Origin of the sequence: Sphingobacterium sp. E70, from assembly GCF_019285695.1 — a bacterium.
GTDB lineage: Bacteria > Bacteroidota > Bacteroidia > Sphingobacteriales > Sphingobacteriaceae > Sphingobacterium > Sphingobacterium detergens.
On record NZ_CP079104.1, the window covers coordinates 5,625,777 to 5,643,100 of the forward strand.

The 17,324-nt window shown below is 40.5% G+C and carries 23 protein-coding genes and 2 pseudogenes; 13 read left to right on the plus strand and 12 right to left on the minus strand.

Features of this window, described 5'->3' with window-relative positions; genetic code table 11:
* Positions 1–270 precede the first annotated feature (270 nt).
* Positions 271–1,678 (minus strand): annotated as a pseudogene (locus tag KUH03_RS40255) (aconitase family protein); the annotation flags it as partial.
* Between the two features lie 675 nt (positions 1,679–2,353).
* On the opposite strand from KUH03_RS40255, the gene KUH03_RS40265 reads away from it, so the two are divergent.
* The 4 genes and pseudogenes from KUH03_RS40265 to KUH03_RS40280 all read left to right on the plus strand — a co-directional run bounded on the left by KUH03_RS40265 (position 2,354) and on the right by KUH03_RS40280 (position 6,330).
* On the plus strand, positions 2,354–2,887 hold the full coding sequence (locus KUH03_RS40265; protein WP_257090205.1) for a TlpA disulfide reductase family protein: 534 nt from the start codon (positions 2,354–2,356) through the stop codon (positions 2,885–2,887).
* A 114-nt stretch (positions 2,888–3,001) separates the two neighbouring features.
* Positions 3,002–3,975 (plus strand): annotated as a pseudogene (gene metA / locus KUH03_RS40270) (homoserine O-succinyltransferase).
* Between the two features lie 36 nt (positions 3,976–4,011).
* Positions 4,012–4,221 carry a hypothetical protein gene (locus tag KUH03_RS40275; RefSeq protein ID WP_257090206.1) on the plus strand — a complete coding sequence of 70 codons (210 nt, stop codon included), beginning with the start codon at positions 4,012–4,014 and terminating at the stop codon, positions 4,219–4,221.
* A 105-nt stretch (positions 4,222–4,326) separates the two neighbouring features.
* Entirely contained in the window at positions 4,327–6,330 is a 2,004-nt protein-coding gene (locus KUH03_RS40280; RefSeq protein ID WP_257090207.1) for a M13 family metallopeptidase, read from the plus strand.
* Between the two features lie 64 nt (positions 6,331–6,394).
* Here KUH03_RS40280 and KUH03_RS40285 read toward each other — a convergent pair whose 3' ends face one another.
* The 11 genes from KUH03_RS40285 to KUH03_RS40335 all read right to left on the minus strand — a co-directional run bounded on the left by KUH03_RS40285 (position 6,395) and on the right by KUH03_RS40335 (position 11,784).
* Positions 6,395–6,994, minus strand: coding sequence for an MFS transporter (locus KUH03_RS40285; protein ID WP_257090209.1), 600 nt, complete (start codon positions 6,992–6,994; stop codon positions 6,395–6,397).
* Between the two features lie 16 nt (positions 6,995–7,010).
* The gene (locus KUH03_RS40290; protein WP_257090210.1) at positions 7,011–7,610 is read right to left on the minus strand and encodes an MFS transporter; all 600 of its coding nucleotides are present in this window, start codon (positions 7,608–7,610) and stop codon (positions 7,011–7,013) included.
* 155 nt (positions 7,611–7,765) lie between these two features.
* Positions 7,766–8,605, minus strand: coding sequence for a bifunctional UDP-sugar hydrolase/5'-nucleotidase (locus tag KUH03_RS40295; protein ID WP_257090211.1), 840 nt, complete (start codon positions 8,603–8,605; stop codon positions 7,766–7,768).
* Positions 8,602–8,724: a twin-arginine translocation signal domain-containing protein gene (locus KUH03_RS40300; protein WP_257090212.1), complete on the minus strand. Its 123-nt coding sequence runs from the start codon at positions 8,722–8,724 to the stop codon at positions 8,602–8,604. The genes KUH03_RS40295 and KUH03_RS40300 overlap by 4 nt, the downstream gene beginning before the upstream one ends.
* Positions 8,702–8,962, minus strand: coding sequence for a 5'-nucleotidase C-terminal domain-containing protein (locus KUH03_RS40305; RefSeq protein ID WP_257090213.1), 261 nt, complete (start codon positions 8,960–8,962; stop codon positions 8,702–8,704). Before KUH03_RS40305 ends, KUH03_RS40300 begins: the two co-directional genes overlap by 23 nt.
* Positions 8,963–9,003: 41 nt before the next feature.
* Positions 9,004–9,282 (minus strand): 5'-nucleotidase C-terminal domain-containing protein, encoded by a 279-nt coding sequence (locus KUH03_RS40310; protein ID WP_257090214.1) that lies wholly within the window; start codon positions 9,280–9,282, stop codon positions 9,004–9,006.
* Positions 9,267–9,461, minus strand: coding sequence for a hypothetical protein (locus KUH03_RS40315; protein ID WP_257090215.1), 195 nt, complete (start codon positions 9,459–9,461; stop codon positions 9,267–9,269). Before KUH03_RS40315 ends, KUH03_RS40310 begins: the two co-directional genes overlap by 16 nt.
* 154 nt (positions 9,462–9,615) lie before the next feature.
* Complete coding sequence (locus KUH03_RS40320) at positions 9,616–9,957, minus strand: EamA family transporter (protein WP_257090216.1); 342 nt, start codon at positions 9,955–9,957, stop codon at positions 9,616–9,618.
* 38 nt (positions 9,958–9,995) lie between these two features.
* The gene (locus tag KUH03_RS40325) at positions 9,996–10,682 is read right to left on the minus strand and encodes an EamA family transporter (protein ID WP_257090217.1); all 687 of its coding nucleotides are present in this window, start codon (positions 10,680–10,682) and stop codon (positions 9,996–9,998) included.
* A 19-nt stretch (positions 10,683–10,701) separates the two neighbouring features.
* On the minus strand, positions 10,702–11,175 hold the full coding sequence (locus KUH03_RS40330) for an Lrp/AsnC family transcriptional regulator (RefSeq protein ID WP_223585270.1): 474 nt from the start codon (positions 11,173–11,175) through the stop codon (positions 10,702–10,704).
* Between the two features lie 372 nt (positions 11,176–11,547).
* Positions 11,548–11,784, minus strand: a complete 237-nt coding sequence (locus KUH03_RS40335; RefSeq protein ID WP_257090218.1) for an FUSC family protein — start codon at positions 11,782–11,784, stop codon at positions 11,548–11,550.
* Positions 11,785–12,070: 286 nt separating this feature from the next.
* Between KUH03_RS40335 and KUH03_RS47485 the strand changes: the two genes are divergently transcribed.
* The 9 genes from KUH03_RS47485 to KUH03_RS40355 all read left to right on the plus strand — a co-directional run bounded on the left by KUH03_RS47485 (position 12,071) and on the right by KUH03_RS40355 (position 17,207).
* Positions 12,071–12,376 (plus strand): hypothetical protein, encoded by a 306-nt coding sequence (locus KUH03_RS47485; protein ID WP_306429325.1) that lies wholly within the window; start codon positions 12,071–12,073, stop codon positions 12,374–12,376.
* The gene (locus KUH03_RS47490; protein ID WP_306429326.1) at positions 12,337–12,858 is read left to right on the plus strand and encodes an FAD-binding oxidoreductase; all 522 of its coding nucleotides are present in this window, start codon (positions 12,337–12,339) and stop codon (positions 12,856–12,858) included. Before KUH03_RS47485 ends, KUH03_RS47490 begins: the two co-directional genes overlap by 40 nt.
* On the plus strand, positions 12,846–13,937 hold the full coding sequence (locus KUH03_RS47495; RefSeq protein ID WP_306429327.1) for an FAD-linked oxidase C-terminal domain-containing protein: 1,092 nt from the start codon (positions 12,846–12,848) through the stop codon (positions 13,935–13,937). Before KUH03_RS47490 ends, KUH03_RS47495 begins: the two co-directional genes overlap by 13 nt.
* Positions 13,880–14,131 (plus strand): 4Fe-4S dicluster domain-containing protein, encoded by a 252-nt coding sequence (locus KUH03_RS47500; RefSeq protein ID WP_306429889.1) that lies wholly within the window; start codon positions 13,880–13,882, stop codon positions 14,129–14,131. The genes KUH03_RS47495 and KUH03_RS47500 overlap by 58 nt, the downstream gene beginning before the upstream one ends.
* Complete coding sequence (locus KUH03_RS47505; protein WP_306429328.1) at positions 14,128–14,454, plus strand: hypothetical protein; 327 nt, start codon at positions 14,128–14,130, stop codon at positions 14,452–14,454. The genes KUH03_RS47500 and KUH03_RS47505 overlap by 4 nt, the downstream gene beginning before the upstream one ends.
* Positions 14,455–14,480: 26 nt before the next feature.
* Positions 14,481–14,990, plus strand: a complete 510-nt coding sequence (locus tag KUH03_RS47510) for a (Fe-S)-binding protein (protein WP_306429329.1) — start codon at positions 14,481–14,483, stop codon at positions 14,988–14,990.
* Between the two features lie 150 nt (positions 14,991–15,140).
* A complete protein-coding gene (locus KUH03_RS40345; RefSeq protein WP_257090219.1) occupies positions 15,141–15,341 on the plus strand; it encodes a hypothetical protein in 201 nt (66 codons plus the stop codon).
* Positions 15,342–15,406: 65 nt separating this feature from the next.
* A complete protein-coding gene (locus tag KUH03_RS40350; RefSeq protein ID WP_257090220.1) occupies positions 15,407–15,721 on the plus strand; it encodes a hypothetical protein in 315 nt (104 codons plus the stop codon).
* 295 nt (positions 15,722–16,016) lie between these two features.
* Positions 16,017–17,207 (plus strand): DUF763 domain-containing protein, encoded by a 1,191-nt coding sequence (locus KUH03_RS40355; protein ID WP_257090221.1) that lies wholly within the window; start codon positions 16,017–16,019, stop codon positions 17,205–17,207.
* Positions 17,208–17,324 lie beyond the last annotated feature (117 nt).

Here is a 17,324-nt window from a genome sequence, read left to right on the forward strand (position 1 = left end):
ATAGTTCTGATCAAGATTGACTGCTAGATCCTGCCAATCCGTAGAACCATCAAAGATAACGTCGTAGACCTCTTGGAAATCAGATTGTTTGACGCATTCGTTGACTGTTTTGGTAATTTCCTCACGACTTGGCCAGATATCTTTCAAATAAACGGGTTGTCCATTCGGATCATAATCAAGAGGATCTTCCATCAAATTGATGTCCACGCGGCCAACAAGGGCATAGGCAACAACCAGCATCGGAGACATTAGGAAATTCATTTTTACCTGCGGATGGACCCGTGCTTCAAAATTTCTATTCCCTGACAATACTGAGGCCACAATCAACTCACCTTTCTCAACTGCTTCCGCAATTTGTGGTGGGAGTGGGCCTGAATTTCCGATACAGGAGGTACATCCGTAGCCTACAGTGTGGAATCTGAGTGCGTCAAGATCTGCATTGAGCCCCGATCGTTCAAGGTACTGTGTGACCACTTTTGAACCTGGCGCCAAGGAGGTTTTACCCAAGATTTTGTCCGTAACCCACGTTCAATAGCATTTCTGGCCAATAGACCAGCACCGATCATGACTGTTGGATTAGAGGTATTTGTACAGCTTGTAATTGCAGCAATAGCGATACTACCGTCACTAACAATATATTCCTTATGATTGTGTTTTATTCTTACGGCATGTATAGACTCTGAAATGACTTGATGTGGTGAATCATGTTCAACAGGTACTTTCCCAAAAGTAAATTCGGTACCCGATCCGCCATCTGCTAACCAAGCTGATTCCGAACGTTGTGGCATCGGGATGTATTGTCGATGGTGTTCACTATCGAGTAGCTGTGAAAACTTATTGTTTAAGTCCTTAACCAAAATTTTGTCCTGTGGACGTTTGGGGCCTGAAACTGTGGGCTCGAGTGTGCTTAGATTAAATTCGACAACGGAGGAGTATATGATCTGTTCTTTTCCTGTGCGCCAGAGTAGATTTTGTTTACAGTATTTTTCTACAATCTTGATTTCCTGCTCGGTTCTATTGGTGCTGTGCATGTATTCCAGTGTGCGGTCGTCTATCGGAAAATAGGTGACCGTACAGCCAAATTCAGGTGACATATTGGAGATGGTGGCCCGGTCTGTGACGGACAGTGTATCTAATCCGTCTCCAAAGACTTCAACAAATTTTCCGACAACACCTTTATCCCGTAGAATTTTTGTGATGGAAAGTACCATATCAGTCGCTGTACAGATATCAGGAATACTACCTGTGAGCTTAAGTCCGATCACCTCCGGACAGGTAAAGAAGATAGGTTGTCCCAACATCGCTGCTTCGGCTTCGATACCGCCAACACCCCAACCCAGGACACCGATGCCATTGACCATAGGGGTGTGGGAGTCCGTGCCGACTAAGGTGTCGGGAAATAACCAATTATCACGGGAAATAACACCTTTGGCAAGATATTCTAAATTTACCTGATGACAGATTCCCATCCCCGGAGGGACAACAGTGAAATTTTTAAGCCTTTTTGAGCCCATTTCAGAAGCTCGTACCGTTCACGGTTACGTTCATACTCCAAGGCTACATTTTTGTCGTAAGAATATTCGGTGCCAAAATAATCTACCTGGACGGAGTGGTCGATAACCAGATCAACAGGGATCGCTGGGTTAATTTTTGACCATCTTTGCCATGTCGAACAAATTCAGCTCGTAAGGAGGCCATATCTACCACTGCAGGGACACCGGTAAAGTCCTGCATGAGAATGCGTGCTGGTTTGAATGGAATATCTTTGTCGACAGGCTGAGGAGACCAATTGATTAATGTGGCGATATGCTCATCCGTGATACTAAATCCATCATGGTTACGTAAGACATTTTCCAGGAGAATCCGAATACTGAAGGGCAGATGTTCGATATCACCATCCGGTAGATTTCTTAGGGAACTATACTGATAAACTTTTCCATTGATTTCGATTTCCTGGATTGATTTTCCTTGCTCATATTGATTTACTTATTATATACTATATAATAATCATAGCCGCCAATTTGTTTGTAATAACTTTTAGACAAATCATCGCATTCAATTGATCGTTTCCTCAAAATAAATTGGGGTGGTGACTAATGAGCAAATTGTTTTTGGTGGGTTTAATTCCCAGCTGCTGGGTTTATTATGTTCTGATTTTGCAGTTTTTTCTTGTGTTCATAGACTGCATTGGATCAGTAGGATGTATTTAAACCATCAAGTTTGGTCAATTTGCTGACATGGATATTGAATTAAAATACGAGAATAAATGTAATTTTATTGTAGTTTGTGCTTGATGAACACAATCAATTTATACAATAAACGTTGATTGTGTGTCCTTCATGAAAGAAACAATATGAGAAGAAAAAACAGCGTCGGATCTATTGCGATCAGCATCTTACTGCTATTACTATTTACATACACATCGGTTTATGCGTATGGAGATGATCCGACAACGCATGTTGGCATACGACTCAAAAATGAGGAAGTTAGTTTTAAAGATAGTAAAGGCAAGGTTATTTCGTTGAATCAGCTCAAAGGTAAAGTTGTTTTGATCAATTTTTGGGCGATATGGTGTTCACCTTGTTTAGCAGAAATGCCTTCTTTGGACAAACTCTATAAAGACTTTCAAGGGAATAGCCGAATTGTGTTTTTATCGGTGGACGTAGACGGTAACCTGAAATACTCAGAGAAGTTTTTAAAGAAAAGAAAATATAGTCTTCCGGTCTATCAGCTGAACTCCGCCTTACCAAAAGATCTTAGTACGACGAGTATCCCCACGACCATTATCATAGATAAAGCGGGCAAACTGGTCAATAAGCACGTGGGCGGGATGGATTTTGGCTCGGCGAAGTTTCAAAAAGCCCTAAGGCAATTAACCGAAGAGTAATCTGAAAGGGAAAAAAGCTATGATTTGGTGCAAACTTAAATTTGCGGTTTCATTTAGTATTCTGCCATTTTCTTGTTAATTTTGCATGCTAATTGTATAAGGAGAAATTTATATATGCCAGTCAAACTTCCTAATAACCTTCCTGCGATAGAGCTTTTAAAAAAGGAAAATATCTTTGTCATGAGTGATCTAAGAGCAAATGAGCAGGATATTAGACCATTACGTGTTTTGGTCCTCAATCTGATGCCTCTTAAGATTACAACGGAGACCGATTTTATCCGCTTACTTTCCAATAATCCTTTGCAAGTTGAGATGGAGTTTCTTCGATTGGAAACCCATGTTTCAAAAAATACTCCTGAGGAACACTTAGAGATGTTTTATAAAAGCCTAAGTGAAGTGAAGGAAAACTTCTACGATGGTATGATCATCACAGGCGCTCCGGTTGAGATGGTCAGATTTGAAGAAGTGACCTACTGGAATGAAATTCAGACGATCTTTGACTGGGCAAGAACGCATGTAACGTCAAGCTTATATATCTGTTGGGCTTCACAGGCGGCATTGTATCATTTTTATGATGTGGAGAAAAAACCGTTGGATGAAAAGCTTTTTGGTGTATTCAAACATACTGCTCTCGACAAAAGACACCCGTTATTTCGTGGATTTGATGATGAGTTTTTATTCCTCATAGCCGGCATACAACTATGGAGAAAGACGATTTACTTGCTAAAAGCGGGATAGAAATTCTTTCCGAATCTCCTGAGGCAGGTATTGCCATCGCATCTTCCCGCGGCGGTCGGGAATTTTACCTGACCGGCCATTCTGAATATGCACCATTTACTTTGGATGAAGAGTATAAAAGGGATTTAGAAAAAGGCCAGGCCATTCGCATGCCTGAGAACTACTATAGAGATGACAATCCAGAAAATCAACCTTTGGTGCGTTGGACGAGCCATGCGAACTTGTTATTTAATAATTGGCTCAACTATTTTGTATACCAGGAAACGCCTTTTGATTTAAAAGATGTCGTTCATCTGGGGAGATCAGACAAAAAGACTGAACACAAATTTTATCCTAAGCAAACAAAATAGGCTGGCGGAGCATTCTATCTATATAAAGTAGATCATATGAAAAGAATGTCTTTACTGTTTTGTTTGCTATTTTCCATTATTATACTCCATGCTGAGGTGCCGATTGAGGAAAATCAAAAGCTCAAGGAGGCAAACGGCACGTTGTGGTATGCCAACCCCTGGATTTGGCTGGGTGGAGTGGCACTCTTCCTGGTGATTTTCTTTCTCCTGCTCCGTAAATCGACTCAAAACAAAAGACAGACATAGTGTAATATCTATTATTTCAGTTGTCTGCAAAACTATGTTTTGTGTTAGGAACAATAGCGAAACTTTTCTTAAGTTTGTGTAGATACATAACAAACTAAAATTTATATGAAGAGAAATATACTTTTGGCTGCTTTGTTGGCATGTGGTTCTTTGGCCGGCCATGCGCAAAATAATGCAATCAATGTAAATTACATGGATAAAAGTGTTCGTCCGCAGGATGATTTCTACAATTTTGTGAACGGTCAATGGATGAAAACGGTTAAAATTCCGTCGGATAAGGCACGTTGGGGTTCTTTTGATGAGTTGCGTGAAAATACAGACATCGCTACATTGAAAGTGTTGCAGGAATCGTTATCAGGCCAGTTTACAAAAGGAACAGATAACCAGAAAATAGGGGATTTGTATCGGTCTTTTGTAGATATGAAGACGCGTGACAAATTGGGATTAGAACCTGTTCAGCCCTATTTGACAAAAATTAATGCGATAAAGAATTTTGATGATCTTTATAAATATCTGGTAGAAGTGGCTCCTATCGGAGGAAACCCTTTCTTTGGTGGATATGTATATGCGCATCTCAAAAATTCTAATGTCAATACGGTTTATTTGGGAGGTGGAAGTCTAGGCTTAGGCCGTTCTTATTACCAAGTTAAGGATCAAAAGAATGAAGAGACGTTAAAGGATTATTCGGAATATATCTCTGCGCTTTATGCCAAATCGGGGCAACGTACAAGAGATCTAAAAGGTCCTAAAATTGTTGCATTTGAAAAAGAATTGGCCGCTAATCTAAAAACTGTCGAACAGTCGCGTGATGCAAATGGCCGCTATAATCCGGTGGCGGTTGCTGATTTGAAAAAGATGGTAAAAAACGTCGACATTGCTAAATATCTAAGCGATGTAGGATTCAAAGCGGATACCGTTATTGTACCCGAACTAAAATACTATGAAAATTTAGATAAAATCTTCAATCCGGCGAACCTTCCGATTATTAAAGATATCTTGACATTTCACTTATTAAACACCGCTGCTTCATATACAACGCAGGAATTAAATGATCTTTCTTTTGATTTTTGGGGTCGTAAGTTAAAAGGGCAGAAGGAACAACGTGCACTGGACAAACGAGGGGTAGAGTTCGTTAATTCTATCGCTGGAGAGCTTTTGGGTAAGTTATATGTTAAGGAGAATTTTCCACCAAAAGCCAAAGCGGACGCGGAGGAGCTGGTAAGCTATCTTGTAAAAGCATTCGGGCAACATATCAATGGTCTAACATGGATGTCTGCAGATACAAAAGTGAAGGCGCTCGAAAAGTTGTCGAAGTTTAAAGTGAAGATCGGTTATCCGGACAAATGGAAGGATTATAGCAAACTTGATATTGGAACATCACTTTACGCGAATGTTTTATCATCCAGCAAGTGGGCTTTTTATGAGAACCTTGCAAAACAAGGTAAGCCAGTTGATAAATCTGAATGGGGAATGACACCACAGACTGTAAATGCTTATTATAGTCCATTGTTTAACGAAATCGTATTTCCGGCAGCAATTCTTCAGCCTCCGTTTTATGATTACAAAGCGGATGCAGCGGTTAATTTTGGTGGCATCGGTGCTGTCATAGGACATGAGTTATCCCATGGTTTTGATGATCAGGGTGCAAAATACGATGGTAATGGAAATTTGAACAACTGGTGGACTGATGGTGATAAGGCTAAATTTGAAGCTGCAGCGGATGCGTTGGTTAAACAATTTGAAGCTTATGAACCAGTTCCGGGAGTTTTTGTGAACGGTCGTTTCACTTTAGGTGAGAATATTGGTGATTTGGGTGGTTCTTCGGTCGCTTTTGATGCATTACAGTTGTATTTAAAAGACAAAGGAAATCCTGGTTTAATCGATGGTTTTACGCAGAATCAACGTTTTTTCCTTTCTTGGGCAACCATTTGGAGAACGAAGACAACGGATGAATTTGTTGTGAATCAGGTGAAAACGGACCCACATTCTCCTGCACAATATAGGGCATTCGCTCCAATCATCAATTTGGATGCATTCCATGCTGCATGGGAAACGAAAGATGGCGATAAAATGTTTATCCCTACAGATAAACGTATTAAGATCTGGTAAGAAAATCCACCGATCTTATTTAAATAATAAAAGGGACATTTCATTTGAAATGTCCCTTTATTATTTATCGCATCCATTTCAGCACAAGGTAAAAGCCGAGTCCTGTAAAGGATAGGGTCAGTGCTGTAGCCCACCACAATGTTGTAAATCCAAAGGAGTCAACAATAGAAGTTCCGAGCAATGGTGAAAAGATATTTGCTGCAGAGAAAGCCAGGGAGTTGAAGCCCATATATGCTCCCTGAGTTTTGGGTGTAGAACGATTGACAGATACGGTCGCCATAAAGGGAAGTGTCAGCATTTCGCCAAGACCGAAGATGAAAAATGTGAAATATAACCAGCCAAGTCCACCCATATAATTTAACATGGCGTAGGAGAGGGCGCATAAAGCGGTACCAAACACCAATGTACTAATCAGGGAGAACCTCTTTTCGGCGACATGCACGACAAACATCTCCAATAGCACAATCACAAAACCACTCCAACCTAGTAGAAATCCGATCTGATGATCATCCAGGTGGTGTACCTCACGATAAAATATTGGTAAGGTCGTAATTAGCTGGAAAAAGCAAAACGAGAAAATGCAGCAGAATATATTAAATAATACAAAGGGAATATCGGTATAAGGATTGCGACTTTGTTTTACGATTATATTGCTGTTTGCCAATGCTTCTTTTTTGCTTTTACATCTGTTCTTTTTGTCTTTTATTAAAGAAGATAAAGAAAATTACTGCAGCACACATCACTGCAAAGGAATTTCCGTAGAATATCCAGTTAAACGAGATCGTCGCCAGAAAACCTGCAGCAGCAGGACCGATTGAAAAACCTAGATTAATCGCTAAACGGTTGAGCGAAAAAGCTCGGGTAATATTCTCGGGTTTAGCGTAACTGGCAACAGAAACAGAATTCGCAGGTCTAAATGCATCAAAAATTAGACTTAGTGTAAAGATCATGATAGACAGGGATTGAACCTCTTTAAATAAAGGAATCAATAGAAATAGGGGCGAAGCCAATACTAAACTTCCGAATTGTACCTTAAAGCTACCAATCCGATCTGTCAACCACCCACCGATGTAGGAGCCGCAAACTGAGCCTATGCCATAGCTCATAAGCACAATCCCAACTTGTTTGATATCAAAATGAAGGACCTGTGTCATATAGAGCCCCAGGAATGGAATGACCATACTTCCCATTCTGTTGATCAACATAACAACTGCCAAGAGCCATGCGGCCTGTGAAAGGCCTTTGAAGGAATCCAGGTATATGGATATGATTTTTTTCATGCAAATAATTTGCTTTTTAAAAGCTGGTCATTTATTATGAGCGCTTCCATCTTTCCGGTATGGGCTGGTTTTGGCTCACAAAAACTTCAACGGATTCTGTCAAAAAAATGCCAAATTGATTTGGTCAATTTGGCATCTATTATAAATGGATAATATTATGCCAGTTGCGATTCTGCTATTGACGGGTTGACCTGATAGGTACTTGCTATCATCTGCTTTTTGTCTGATCCCGGTTCCATAATAAAATCAATGCGACCAAGATTGATACCTGCAAAACCAACCTGGTTGACCACTGTCTGTGTTCCTTTTAAATTTGTGACCAAGGTCGGTTCATTTAAAAAAGTATGGGTGTGTCCACCAATGATCAGATCGATATCTGATGTTTTGGCTGCCAGAACCAGATCTGAAACTTTATCATTCTCATATTGATACCCGAGGTGCGAAAGACAGATAATAAGGTCGCACTTGTGTTTTTCTTTCAGGATTTTAACAATTTTGTTGGATATTTCAATCGGATCCAGATATTTCATCCCTTTATAATTATTGGGATCTACTAACCCTTCGATATCAACTCCCAGTCCAAATACACCCACCTTAATGCCGCCTTTATGAAATATCGTATAATCCTGGGTTTTCCCTTCAAGTACGGTGCCTTTAAAATCATAGTTGGCCGTCAGAAATGGAAATTTGGCGTGATCTAGGTATTTCACGAGTCCATCCAGGCCATTATCGAACTCATGGTTACCAAATGTCCCGGCATCATATCGCAATTTGGTCATCAGGTCGAGCTCTAATTTACCGCCAAAGAGGTTGAAATACGGTGTTCCTTGAAACATGTCACCTGCATCCAATAATAGCAGATTATTTTCCTCGCTACGGATCTTATTGATCAGTGTGCTACGACGAGCTACGCCACCCAGTCCCTGATACTTACCACCGTCCATTGGAAAAGGCTCAATGCGACTATGCACATCATTGGTATGTAAAATGGTCAATTTGATCTTTTTACTTTTGCTGCCGCCTGAAAAGGTAATGAACCCAAAGCAAGTGCTGCAGAAAATCCACCGGCTTGCTTGATAAAGGTTCTCCGATTAATTGATTTTAATTCTTCCATCTAATTCCGCATTTACTTGTTTACCTGCTTTTGTTAATTCACTTACATATTCTATCAAACCTTCACGCATCCGTTGGGGATAGTTGGTTCTAGCGATCGATTGTGTCAATAGGACGAGATTATCGCCACCATTGGCCAGATAATCATAGGTAACGAGTTTGTACGCTTTATTGTCATCTATTGCCTGTCCTTTGATTTTGATATCCTGTACCTTATTTCCTGTTATCGTTAAGGTCATGCCCGCAATAGGCTGGCCATGGGTTGTCGCGATATAGTCAGCTAGCTGGCGTATTTGGCTGCCTTTAGCTCAATAATCGTCAATGTATTTTCAAAGGGCATTACTTCAAAAATATGTCCTACTGTGATATTCCCGGCTTTGAGATCATTGCGAATTCCTCCTTTTGTTGCAAAGGCAAGGTCGGCGGGATTGTGGGCATAATGATCACTCATCCACAACAAGGCTTCACAAAAGAAATTACCCATTAATGTTTCAGGTGTTTTCTCTTTTGTCAACGCCTTATTGGCATGTCCGATAACGCGGTTCATTTCGGTTTCCATTTTTGCTTGAATGGCTCATAGATGGAAACGACGGTAGGATCTGCTTGTACATCCTTGTTGATATGGTATTGTTTGAAATCCTTTTGTGTAGGGTGGAGTTGCTTTGAACAACCTGTGACCATCAAAAGCGAAGCGACTCCAAAACTACCAATAAAGGCAATTTGCTTTGATATATTCATTATAGTTAGTTTAGCCAAATACTGGGGCAAAGTTAGCCAATTAAATATGAAGAAATCTTATTCCTGCTCGTCTAATTTTGCTAAAAGATAAAAACAATAAAAGCTTAACATAGATCTACGTTAAGCTTTATCATATAATTAGAAAAATAACAACCTAGTGTACTAATTCTGCTTCGGGAAGATCATCTATAGTTGTTTGACGATCATCATGCTTTGGCAAAGTATCCAATGTGCCTCCTTGCAGGATCTTTTTGTTTTTATTTTTAGTTGACAATTTGGTGCGGTAAGCCTTCCAGTTCATCAGTAAAACAGAGAACAAAATAACTGCCAAACCTACAATCTGTAAGGAAGTCACGGCATGTGAAGTGAAAAAATGACTTAATATTAACGCAATGATCGGATTTACATAAGCGTATGTACTTACTTCCATCGCTGGGCGCACCTGCAAAAGCCAAATATAGGAGCTAAATGCAAGGATAGAACCAAATGTGATCAAATATGCCAAATTAAACCAATCGACAGGAGCGACACTGCTTAATTCAAATGATGCGTACTCGCCTGTGAATAGCGCGGTGATATTAAAAGAACACCTGCAGTGACCATCTGCCAGGCTGTTTTGACCATAACGTGCAGATCTTCCTTTTCTTGTGCTTCTGATTTTTTGAAGTATTTAGACGCTAATGAACCTACTGTCCAGGCGATGGAGCCCAATACCAAAATACAAAGTGCGATGATTTTCAAATTCCCATTGGCATTGTCGTTGGAAGCCATGATCTGTTCTGCAAATAGCATAACAACTCCAACAAATCCAAGCACAACACCGGCTACTGTGGTGACACTGCTAAAATTTTCTTTCCATTTGGGTTTGTCAAGTAAAATAAACCAGATTGCAGCTGCGGCGGCAATAATCGCGGCTACCCCACCAGAAACATATTGTTCGGCCCAGATGACTCCGGCCATATCCACAAATAGAAGTAGGAAGCCTACAAAGGCAGCTTCCAATATGGAGCGTTTGTTAAACAGTTTATAACCCTTTATGGCACAATAACTCATCAGGATGGCACTTGCGGTAACAAACCGAAACGAGCCTAATATAAATGGTGGAAAACTATGTAGTGCTTTTTCTATAAAGAAAAAGGTGGAGCCCCATACCACATAAATAATAAAATAAGCAACTACAACCATTAAAGGGCTTGCAGCTTTTTTGTGTCCTTGCAACATAATTAAAACCTCCTTTCTGTTATTCAGGTATAACAACCTGTTGATCTTCTTTTACCGTCTGAAGTACAATTGTGGTACGTGTAGAAATTATTCCTTCTACTTTGCCCAGTGTATTGCGCATTAAATCAACCAAACCTGTTGAATCTGCCGTTCTTACTTTGATAAGATAACCGTCATCTCCAGCAATGTCGTGTACTTCTTGTACCTCCGGGATTTCCGCGAGGGCGAGACCTACACGTTGTTCGCCAATGATATCATTGGATTTGATGAAAATAAATGATAAAAGTTTCTGATCAACAGCCGCTGGATTGATCTTGGCGCTGTATTTTAGGATCACGTCTTTCTGTTCAAGCTTCTTAACCCGCTCCAGTATTGCTGAAGGAGCCATACCTAATTCTCTGGCGATATCAGCATTGTTGATACGCCCGTTATCCTGCATTAAACGAAGGATTTTGTAATCTACCTGATCTAAATTATATTCTACTTTTGTCATTTCGACTGCAAAGGTAAGGAAAAAGTATAATATTCAAAATATTAGTATTAATTATGAATATTATTCTGAAAGAATAGTTGTTGTTGTGAATTTTATTCGATTTTCCTTTCTGCTGATTTTCTTTGTTTGCTTTAATTTGTTGGTTGAAAAGGAGTTGCAGGTGGTCTACAGTTTATGATGGTCAACAATTATACCGATTTCTCAATTTAATAATAATATTCCGGGTGGATAGGATGACACCTAAGCCGATCAAACATCCCACGCAAACACAACCGAAACGGTCGAGGGCTGCAAAATAGGAACGACTTTCCTGCTCATGTAAGTAGACAATAATTAAAGCCACCATAGATGTGCGGGCCACAGCCATAATATTCAGTGCTTTGCAGATGATGAGGAGGCAAGCATCCCGATAATCATTGCATATAGCTGCGGAATCGGTACGAAGTATAAGCTGAGGCCGATGGCAGAGCCAATGAAATTGGATTTGGCACGGTCAATGGCAATTTTTTTGGACTCGTTTTCCTGCGGGGATATCACTAGGATAATTGAAATAAGTGTCCAGGAAACAGAGTATTCCGGAAAGGACACAAATAGGATGTAGCCTAGCAAAAATCCTACTAGTACCCGTATCGAATATATAATAAAATCTGAATGTAATGTGTATCGAAGGATAAGATTACGCATATAACAGAGCGGATGTTAATTCATTAAACCGTGTTGCTGCTGCAAAAATACAAGCAATTGATGAAGAAGCGAAATAAAATACCGGTTTGTTGCATTTTGTTATTGCGTTTTTATGCGTTTTGTTAAAAGAAATTGTGTATTTCTTGCAATTCTTCCTTTTTCCAAAGGAGAAATTTGACTAAATTTGTTTTCTATATAAAAAGCAAATTCAGTGAAAGATCAGAATCAGTTAGCCTTATTGGCAACTCAACTTAAAGGGGAGTTGTATTATTCAGATGAGGCATCGCATCAAACCATGTTACTTGCCTACTCAACAGATGCTTCGGTGTACCAGGAAAAACCGTTGGCGGTGGCCATTCCATCTGATATAAACGATATAAAGAATCTAATTGATTTTGCCCGAGCAAACCAAACAACCTTAATTCCCGTACCGCTGGAACATCGTTGGCAGGACAGGTTGTCGGAAATGGTATCATTATGGATATATCCCGTCATTTTAACCGTATCCTGGAATTGAATGTGGAGGAGAAATGGGTGCGGGTACAACCGGGAGTGATTCGTGATGATCTGAATAGTTACCTGAAGCCTTTTGGGCTCATGTTTGGTCCGGAGACATCCACGGCAAGTCGGGCTATGGTTGGTGGTATGATTGGTAATAATTCCTCGGGTCTACATTCCATTGTCTGGGGCGATACCCGTCATAATCTAATTGCAGCAAATGTACTTTTAGATGATAAATCAGAGGTGAGCTTTGCTTCGCTGGATGAGGCAAGTTATTTCAAAAAACTTTTACAGGCAGATCGTGAAGGGGATATCTACCGTCACATGAATGATTTGTTGACAGATCCTCAAAATTTAGCAGCGATTGAAACAGGCTACCCCAAGCGTTCAATTACGCGACGGAATACGGGATATGCCTTAGATATTTTGAGTGACCGTACACAGCCCTTTAATATGTGTAACCTTTTGGCGGGTTCGGAGGAACTTTGGCGATTGTAACGGAGGCAAAGCTTCACTTGATGGATTTACCACCGCAGGAGCTTGGACTATTATGTGTTCATTTTGCTGATATGGTTGAATGTATGCATGGAAATGTCATCGCATTGAATCATCAGCCTGAGGCGTCTGAGCTGGTCGATAAATATATCATGGATTTTACGGTCGGGCATCCGACTTATAAATACAATCGCTTTTTTATTGAGGGTGATCCTCAGGCACTGTTGATCGTAGAATTTAGAGGTCATACTGCTGCGGAGACCGAAGCCAAGGCGATGGCTTTAAAGGCAGAACTGATTGAGAAAGGGTTGGGCTATGCCTATCCTTATATTATTGGAGTCGAGCAGACTAATCTTGTCTGGGATGTCCGAAAAGCTGGATTAGGGCTTATCCGTAATCTTCCTGGGGACAGCCAACCGGTCAATTTAATCGAAGACTGTGCGGTTTCTCCAGAGGATCTTCCGGCCTATGTCAGTGACATCCAGAAACTTTTGGTTGAAGAAGGGGTGCATGCATCTTACTATGCACATGCTGGAGCGGGTGAACTACATATCGAGCCTTTTGTCAATTTGAAAACAGAAGAAGGTAAGCGCACTTTCCGCTCCATATTGGAAAAAAAAACAAGTGACCTTGTATTAAAGTATAATGGATCGTTGAGTGGGGAGCATGGCGACGGACGTTTGAGGGGAGAATTTATTGGTAAAGTACTCGGAGAAAAGGTTTATAAACTTCTGGAGGAAGTAAAGGTAATCTTCGACCCAATAGGAGTATTTAATGCAAATAAGATTGTCAACACTCCACCAATGGATGCCCATTTGCGTTATGACAATGACAAAAATAGGACGGATATAAAAACTTATTTTGATTTTTCCAAAGATGAATCCATTCTCCGTTTGGCTGAAAAATGTTCGGGCTCTGGTGATTGCCGGAAAACAGAAATTACCGGCGGGACGATGTGCCCATCTTTTATGGCGACACGGGATGAGAAGGATACTACGCGTGCACGAGCGAATATGTTGCGTCAATTTTTGACCAACTCCACGAAAAAAATCGCTTTGACCATGAGGAAATCAAAGAAGTGATGGATCTATGTCTGAGTTGCAAGGGCTGTAAAACGGAATGTCCGTCGAGTGTGGATGTTGCCAAGATGAAAGCCGAGTTTTTACAGCATTATTACGATGAACATGGGGCTGGCTTTAGGACCAAATTGATCGCGAATTTTACTGATTCCCAGAAACTGGGATCGCTCGTCGCTCAATCTATAATTTTGTTGTGAAGAATGGCTTTTTATCCGGTTTGGTAAAGAAAATCGTAGGGTTTGCACCTAAACGCTCTCTTCCTACGGTGAATGGAACGACGTTGAGCCAATGGGTCAGGAAGCAAACGATAACACCGCAGAATAAACGCAGGGTCTATCTATTCTCCGACGAGTTTACAGAATATAACGATGCTGAGATTGGTATTACAGCTTACAAGCTACTAACGGCATTGGGCTACGAAGTAATTATTCCAAAACATGTACAAAGCGGACGGACCTATCTCTCCAAAGGATTTGTCAAAGAAGCAAAAAGATTGCCAATCAAAACATTAATTTCCTAAAAGGCCTGATTACCGACGAAACGCCGTTGTTGGGTATTGAACCATCTGGTATCATTACATTTAGAGATGAATATTTAAGTCTGGTTGATGAAAATCTTCGTACTCATGCACAGTTGGTGGCTAAAAATGCACTTATGATTGACGAATTTCTATTGGCGGAAATCGAGGCGGGCCGTATTCATCAGGAGCAGTTTACAGCTGTGGAAAAGAAGATCAAGCTGCATGGACATTGCTATCAGAAAGCTTTTCATCTGGTAGGCATTACCCAGCAAGTCTTAGCGTTCCCGTCCAATTATTCCGTTGAAGTGATTCCGTCGGGCTGCTGTGGCATGGCAGGTTCGTTTGGTTACGAAGCCGAACACTATGATGTCTCAATGAAAGTGGCCGAACTGGTTTTATTGCCGGCTGTACGTAACACAGATACAGCAACTCTAATTGCTGCTGCGGGTACTTCGTGCCGACATCAGATCAAAGATGGTACCGGAAGAAAATCTTTTCACCCCGTTGAAATTTTATACGATGCTTTATTGAAATAAAATAAAAACATTGCGAATAGTTGTTTGTTATCAGTAATAGTAGTAATATTATAGGAACAATATTTCAATGATTACTGATAATAAACAATTCACCATGTACAAAATTCAATCTATAGCCCTTCTTGCAACAGCTACGATGATGGTGGCTGCTTGTGGAAATTCAATCAGAAGAAAACTGATGGAAGTGATACTGCGACAGCGAACACCATTGAGCGGGTACGCATCGAACAACTGACGAATGGTACTCCAGGACCTGAAAAAAGAATTTCTTTCTGCGTATTACCGACGAAGTTAAAACCGATTCAAGTCGCATTTATACAACGAAATCAATTTACAATAAGGATACAGTAGGTGCTAAAATTGAAGTCGTTGATTTTATCCCAGCAGGTATTATCGATGGTCAGCCAAGTGATGATGTGGGCTTTACGAAAGGAAAAATTAAAATTACTACCCTAGGAACGCAATCTGACAACTTAGTTAAAGCTTTAGGTGAATTGTTTCAAATACCAACTACTGATGGTTTTACAAAAGAAGTTGTTCTGCCAAATGTATTTTCATCCAATAAAGTGAATGTTGATCTATCAAAGAAAACTGCCTATAGTTTCAAACTATTTTTAGAGAATAAAAAGGCGGAACCTGCGGAATTGTTTTTAATGTGGATACCTATAAACACTCGATTGAATTTTCCGAAAAAGATCCATCATTCCGTGCTGGATTTATATCGGCTTTGACTGGAAAGTAAATCTTTAACTATTGATAGATAGTAAGTAACCGGCTTTGGCCGGCAATATGAAATAGCGAGAAGGCTGTATAATCACACGATTATACAGCCTTTTTAGTATCGGTTCTTTATATTAGTCTGATGTCCTGGTTTTACATGCTGCTGATTTCCTTAGGCATGTATAGGATCTTGGTATTGTAAGCGATAAATCCCAATTCTCTGAAAATCTTGTTTAGCAAATAAAAAGAGTTACATTTGTGCTAATATATTTAGTTTTATTTATGAGGCATTCAGGAACGGCGGATTTGCCGCTACACTATGGAAAGGTACCGGCTTGGCTGTATGAACGGATGAGTTCACTAGGCAAATCCATTGTGGAGGTCATCCTGATGGATTATGGGCAAGACGAGGTGCTGAGGAGATTGGCAGATCCATTTTGGTTCCAAAGCTTTGGCGCTGTACTCGGCATGGACTGGCATTCATCAGGTATTACAACATCGGTCATGGGCGCTTTAAAACGCGCGATCAATCCCTGTGCGGATGCATTCGGCCTTTATATATGTGGCGGTAAGGGTAAATTTTCTAAAGACACACCCCAGGAGCTACTTTATTTGGCAGATAAAACCGGTTTGGACGGGAATAAATTGGTTCGAACAAGTAAGTTAGTGGCCAAGGTGGATAATACGGCTATACAAGATGGTTATCAGTTATACCTCCACAATTTTATTGTCAGCAAGGACGGTCATTGGGCTGTGGTACAACAGGGTATGCATAATCATGATGGAACTGCCCGCCGCTATCATTGGCATTCAGAGAAAGTTCGCTCTTTCATTGACGAACCTCATGCTGGTATTGAAGGACGTTCGCAGGGCCTTATTTTGAACTTGACCGCTTCTGGTGCAGCCCCTAACAGAACAGGCATTATGGCTATCGTTAACGAAGATTCTTCCCGTGCATTATTGGACTTTAAAAAATTGGTCATGCCTTCCCATCACGATGTACGTGCTGCAGATGTTGATCTCAAAAGGTTAGGAGCGATGTTATATGTTGCACGGGAAAATCAGCCTCAGGATTTTGAGGAGCTTTTGCTGTTAAAGGGAATGGGGCCGCGTACATTACAATCCTTGGCACTAGTCAGTGAGGTAATCCATGGTGCTCCGGCACGATTTAAAGATCCCGCGCGCTTTTCTTTTGCCCATGGAGGAAAGGATGGTCATCCTTTTCCTGTCCCTTTGAATATTTACGACCAAAGTATTCAAATCTTACAAAAGGGTATCGAAAGGTCAAAACTGGGGAATAGCGATAAATTAAAATCCATGCATAAACTCCATCAGATCATATTAGACGCTGAGCATAATTTCACACCCCAGTTTGATATTCAACAGGTCATAGCAGAAGAACGTAGAGACTCCTGGAGGTACAATGGTCGAACAGTATTTGGTGAGGCAAAAGCTCCAAAGGGTGGTGACATAGGGCAACAGTTGTCACTTTTCTAAACATTATTGTTGGATTGTAATCATTTTGTTAAATTGTGTTAAACCTTATTGAAATTATTTATACGCTAGTATATTTGCCCTCAAATGAAAGCGGTTATTACAATTCTATGTTTTATA

Bases quoted from the DNA above. Each gene is read 5' to 3' on its own strand.
- KUH03_RS40280 (WP_257090207.1), top strand. From the start codon at position 4,327: ATGAAGAGAAATATACTTTTGGCTGCTTTGTTGGCATGTGGTTCTTTG.
- KUH03_RS40300 (WP_257090212.1), bottom strand. From the start codon at position 8,724: ATGGAAGAATTAAAATCAATTAATCGGAGAACCTTTATCAAGCAAGCC.
- KUH03_RS40325 (WP_257090217.1), bottom strand. From the start codon at position 10,682: ATGTTGCAAGGACACAAAAAAGCTGCAAGCCCTTTAATGGTTGTAGTT.
- KUH03_RS47490 (WP_306429326.1), top strand. From the start codon at position 12,337: ATGGATATATCCCGTCATTTTAACCGTATCCTGGAATTGAATGTGGAG.
- KUH03_RS40290 (WP_257090210.1), bottom strand. From the start codon at position 7,610: ATGAAAAAAATCATATCCATATACCTGGATTCCTTCAAAGGCCTTTCA.
- KUH03_RS40310 (WP_257090214.1), bottom strand. From the start codon at position 9,282: ATGGAAACCGAAATGAACCGCGTTATCGGACATGCCAATAAGGCGTTG.
- KUH03_RS40330 (WP_223585270.1), bottom strand. From the start codon at position 11,175: ATGACAAAAGTAGAATATAATTTAGATCAGGTAGATTACAAAATCCTT.
- KUH03_RS40305 (WP_257090213.1), bottom strand. From the start codon at position 8,962: ATGACCTTAACGATAACAGGAAATAAGGTACAGGATATCAAAATCAAA.
- KUH03_RS40265 (WP_257090205.1), top strand. From the start codon at position 2,354: ATGAGAAGAAAAAACAGCGTCGGATCTATTGCGATCAGCATCTTACTG.
- KUH03_RS40315 (WP_257090215.1), bottom strand. From the start codon at position 9,461: ATGAATATATCAAAGCAAATTGCCTTTATTGGTAGTTTTGGAGTCGCT.
- KUH03_RS40275 (WP_257090206.1), top strand. From the start codon at position 4,012: ATGAAAAGAATGTCTTTACTGTTTTGTTTGCTATTTTCCATTATTATA.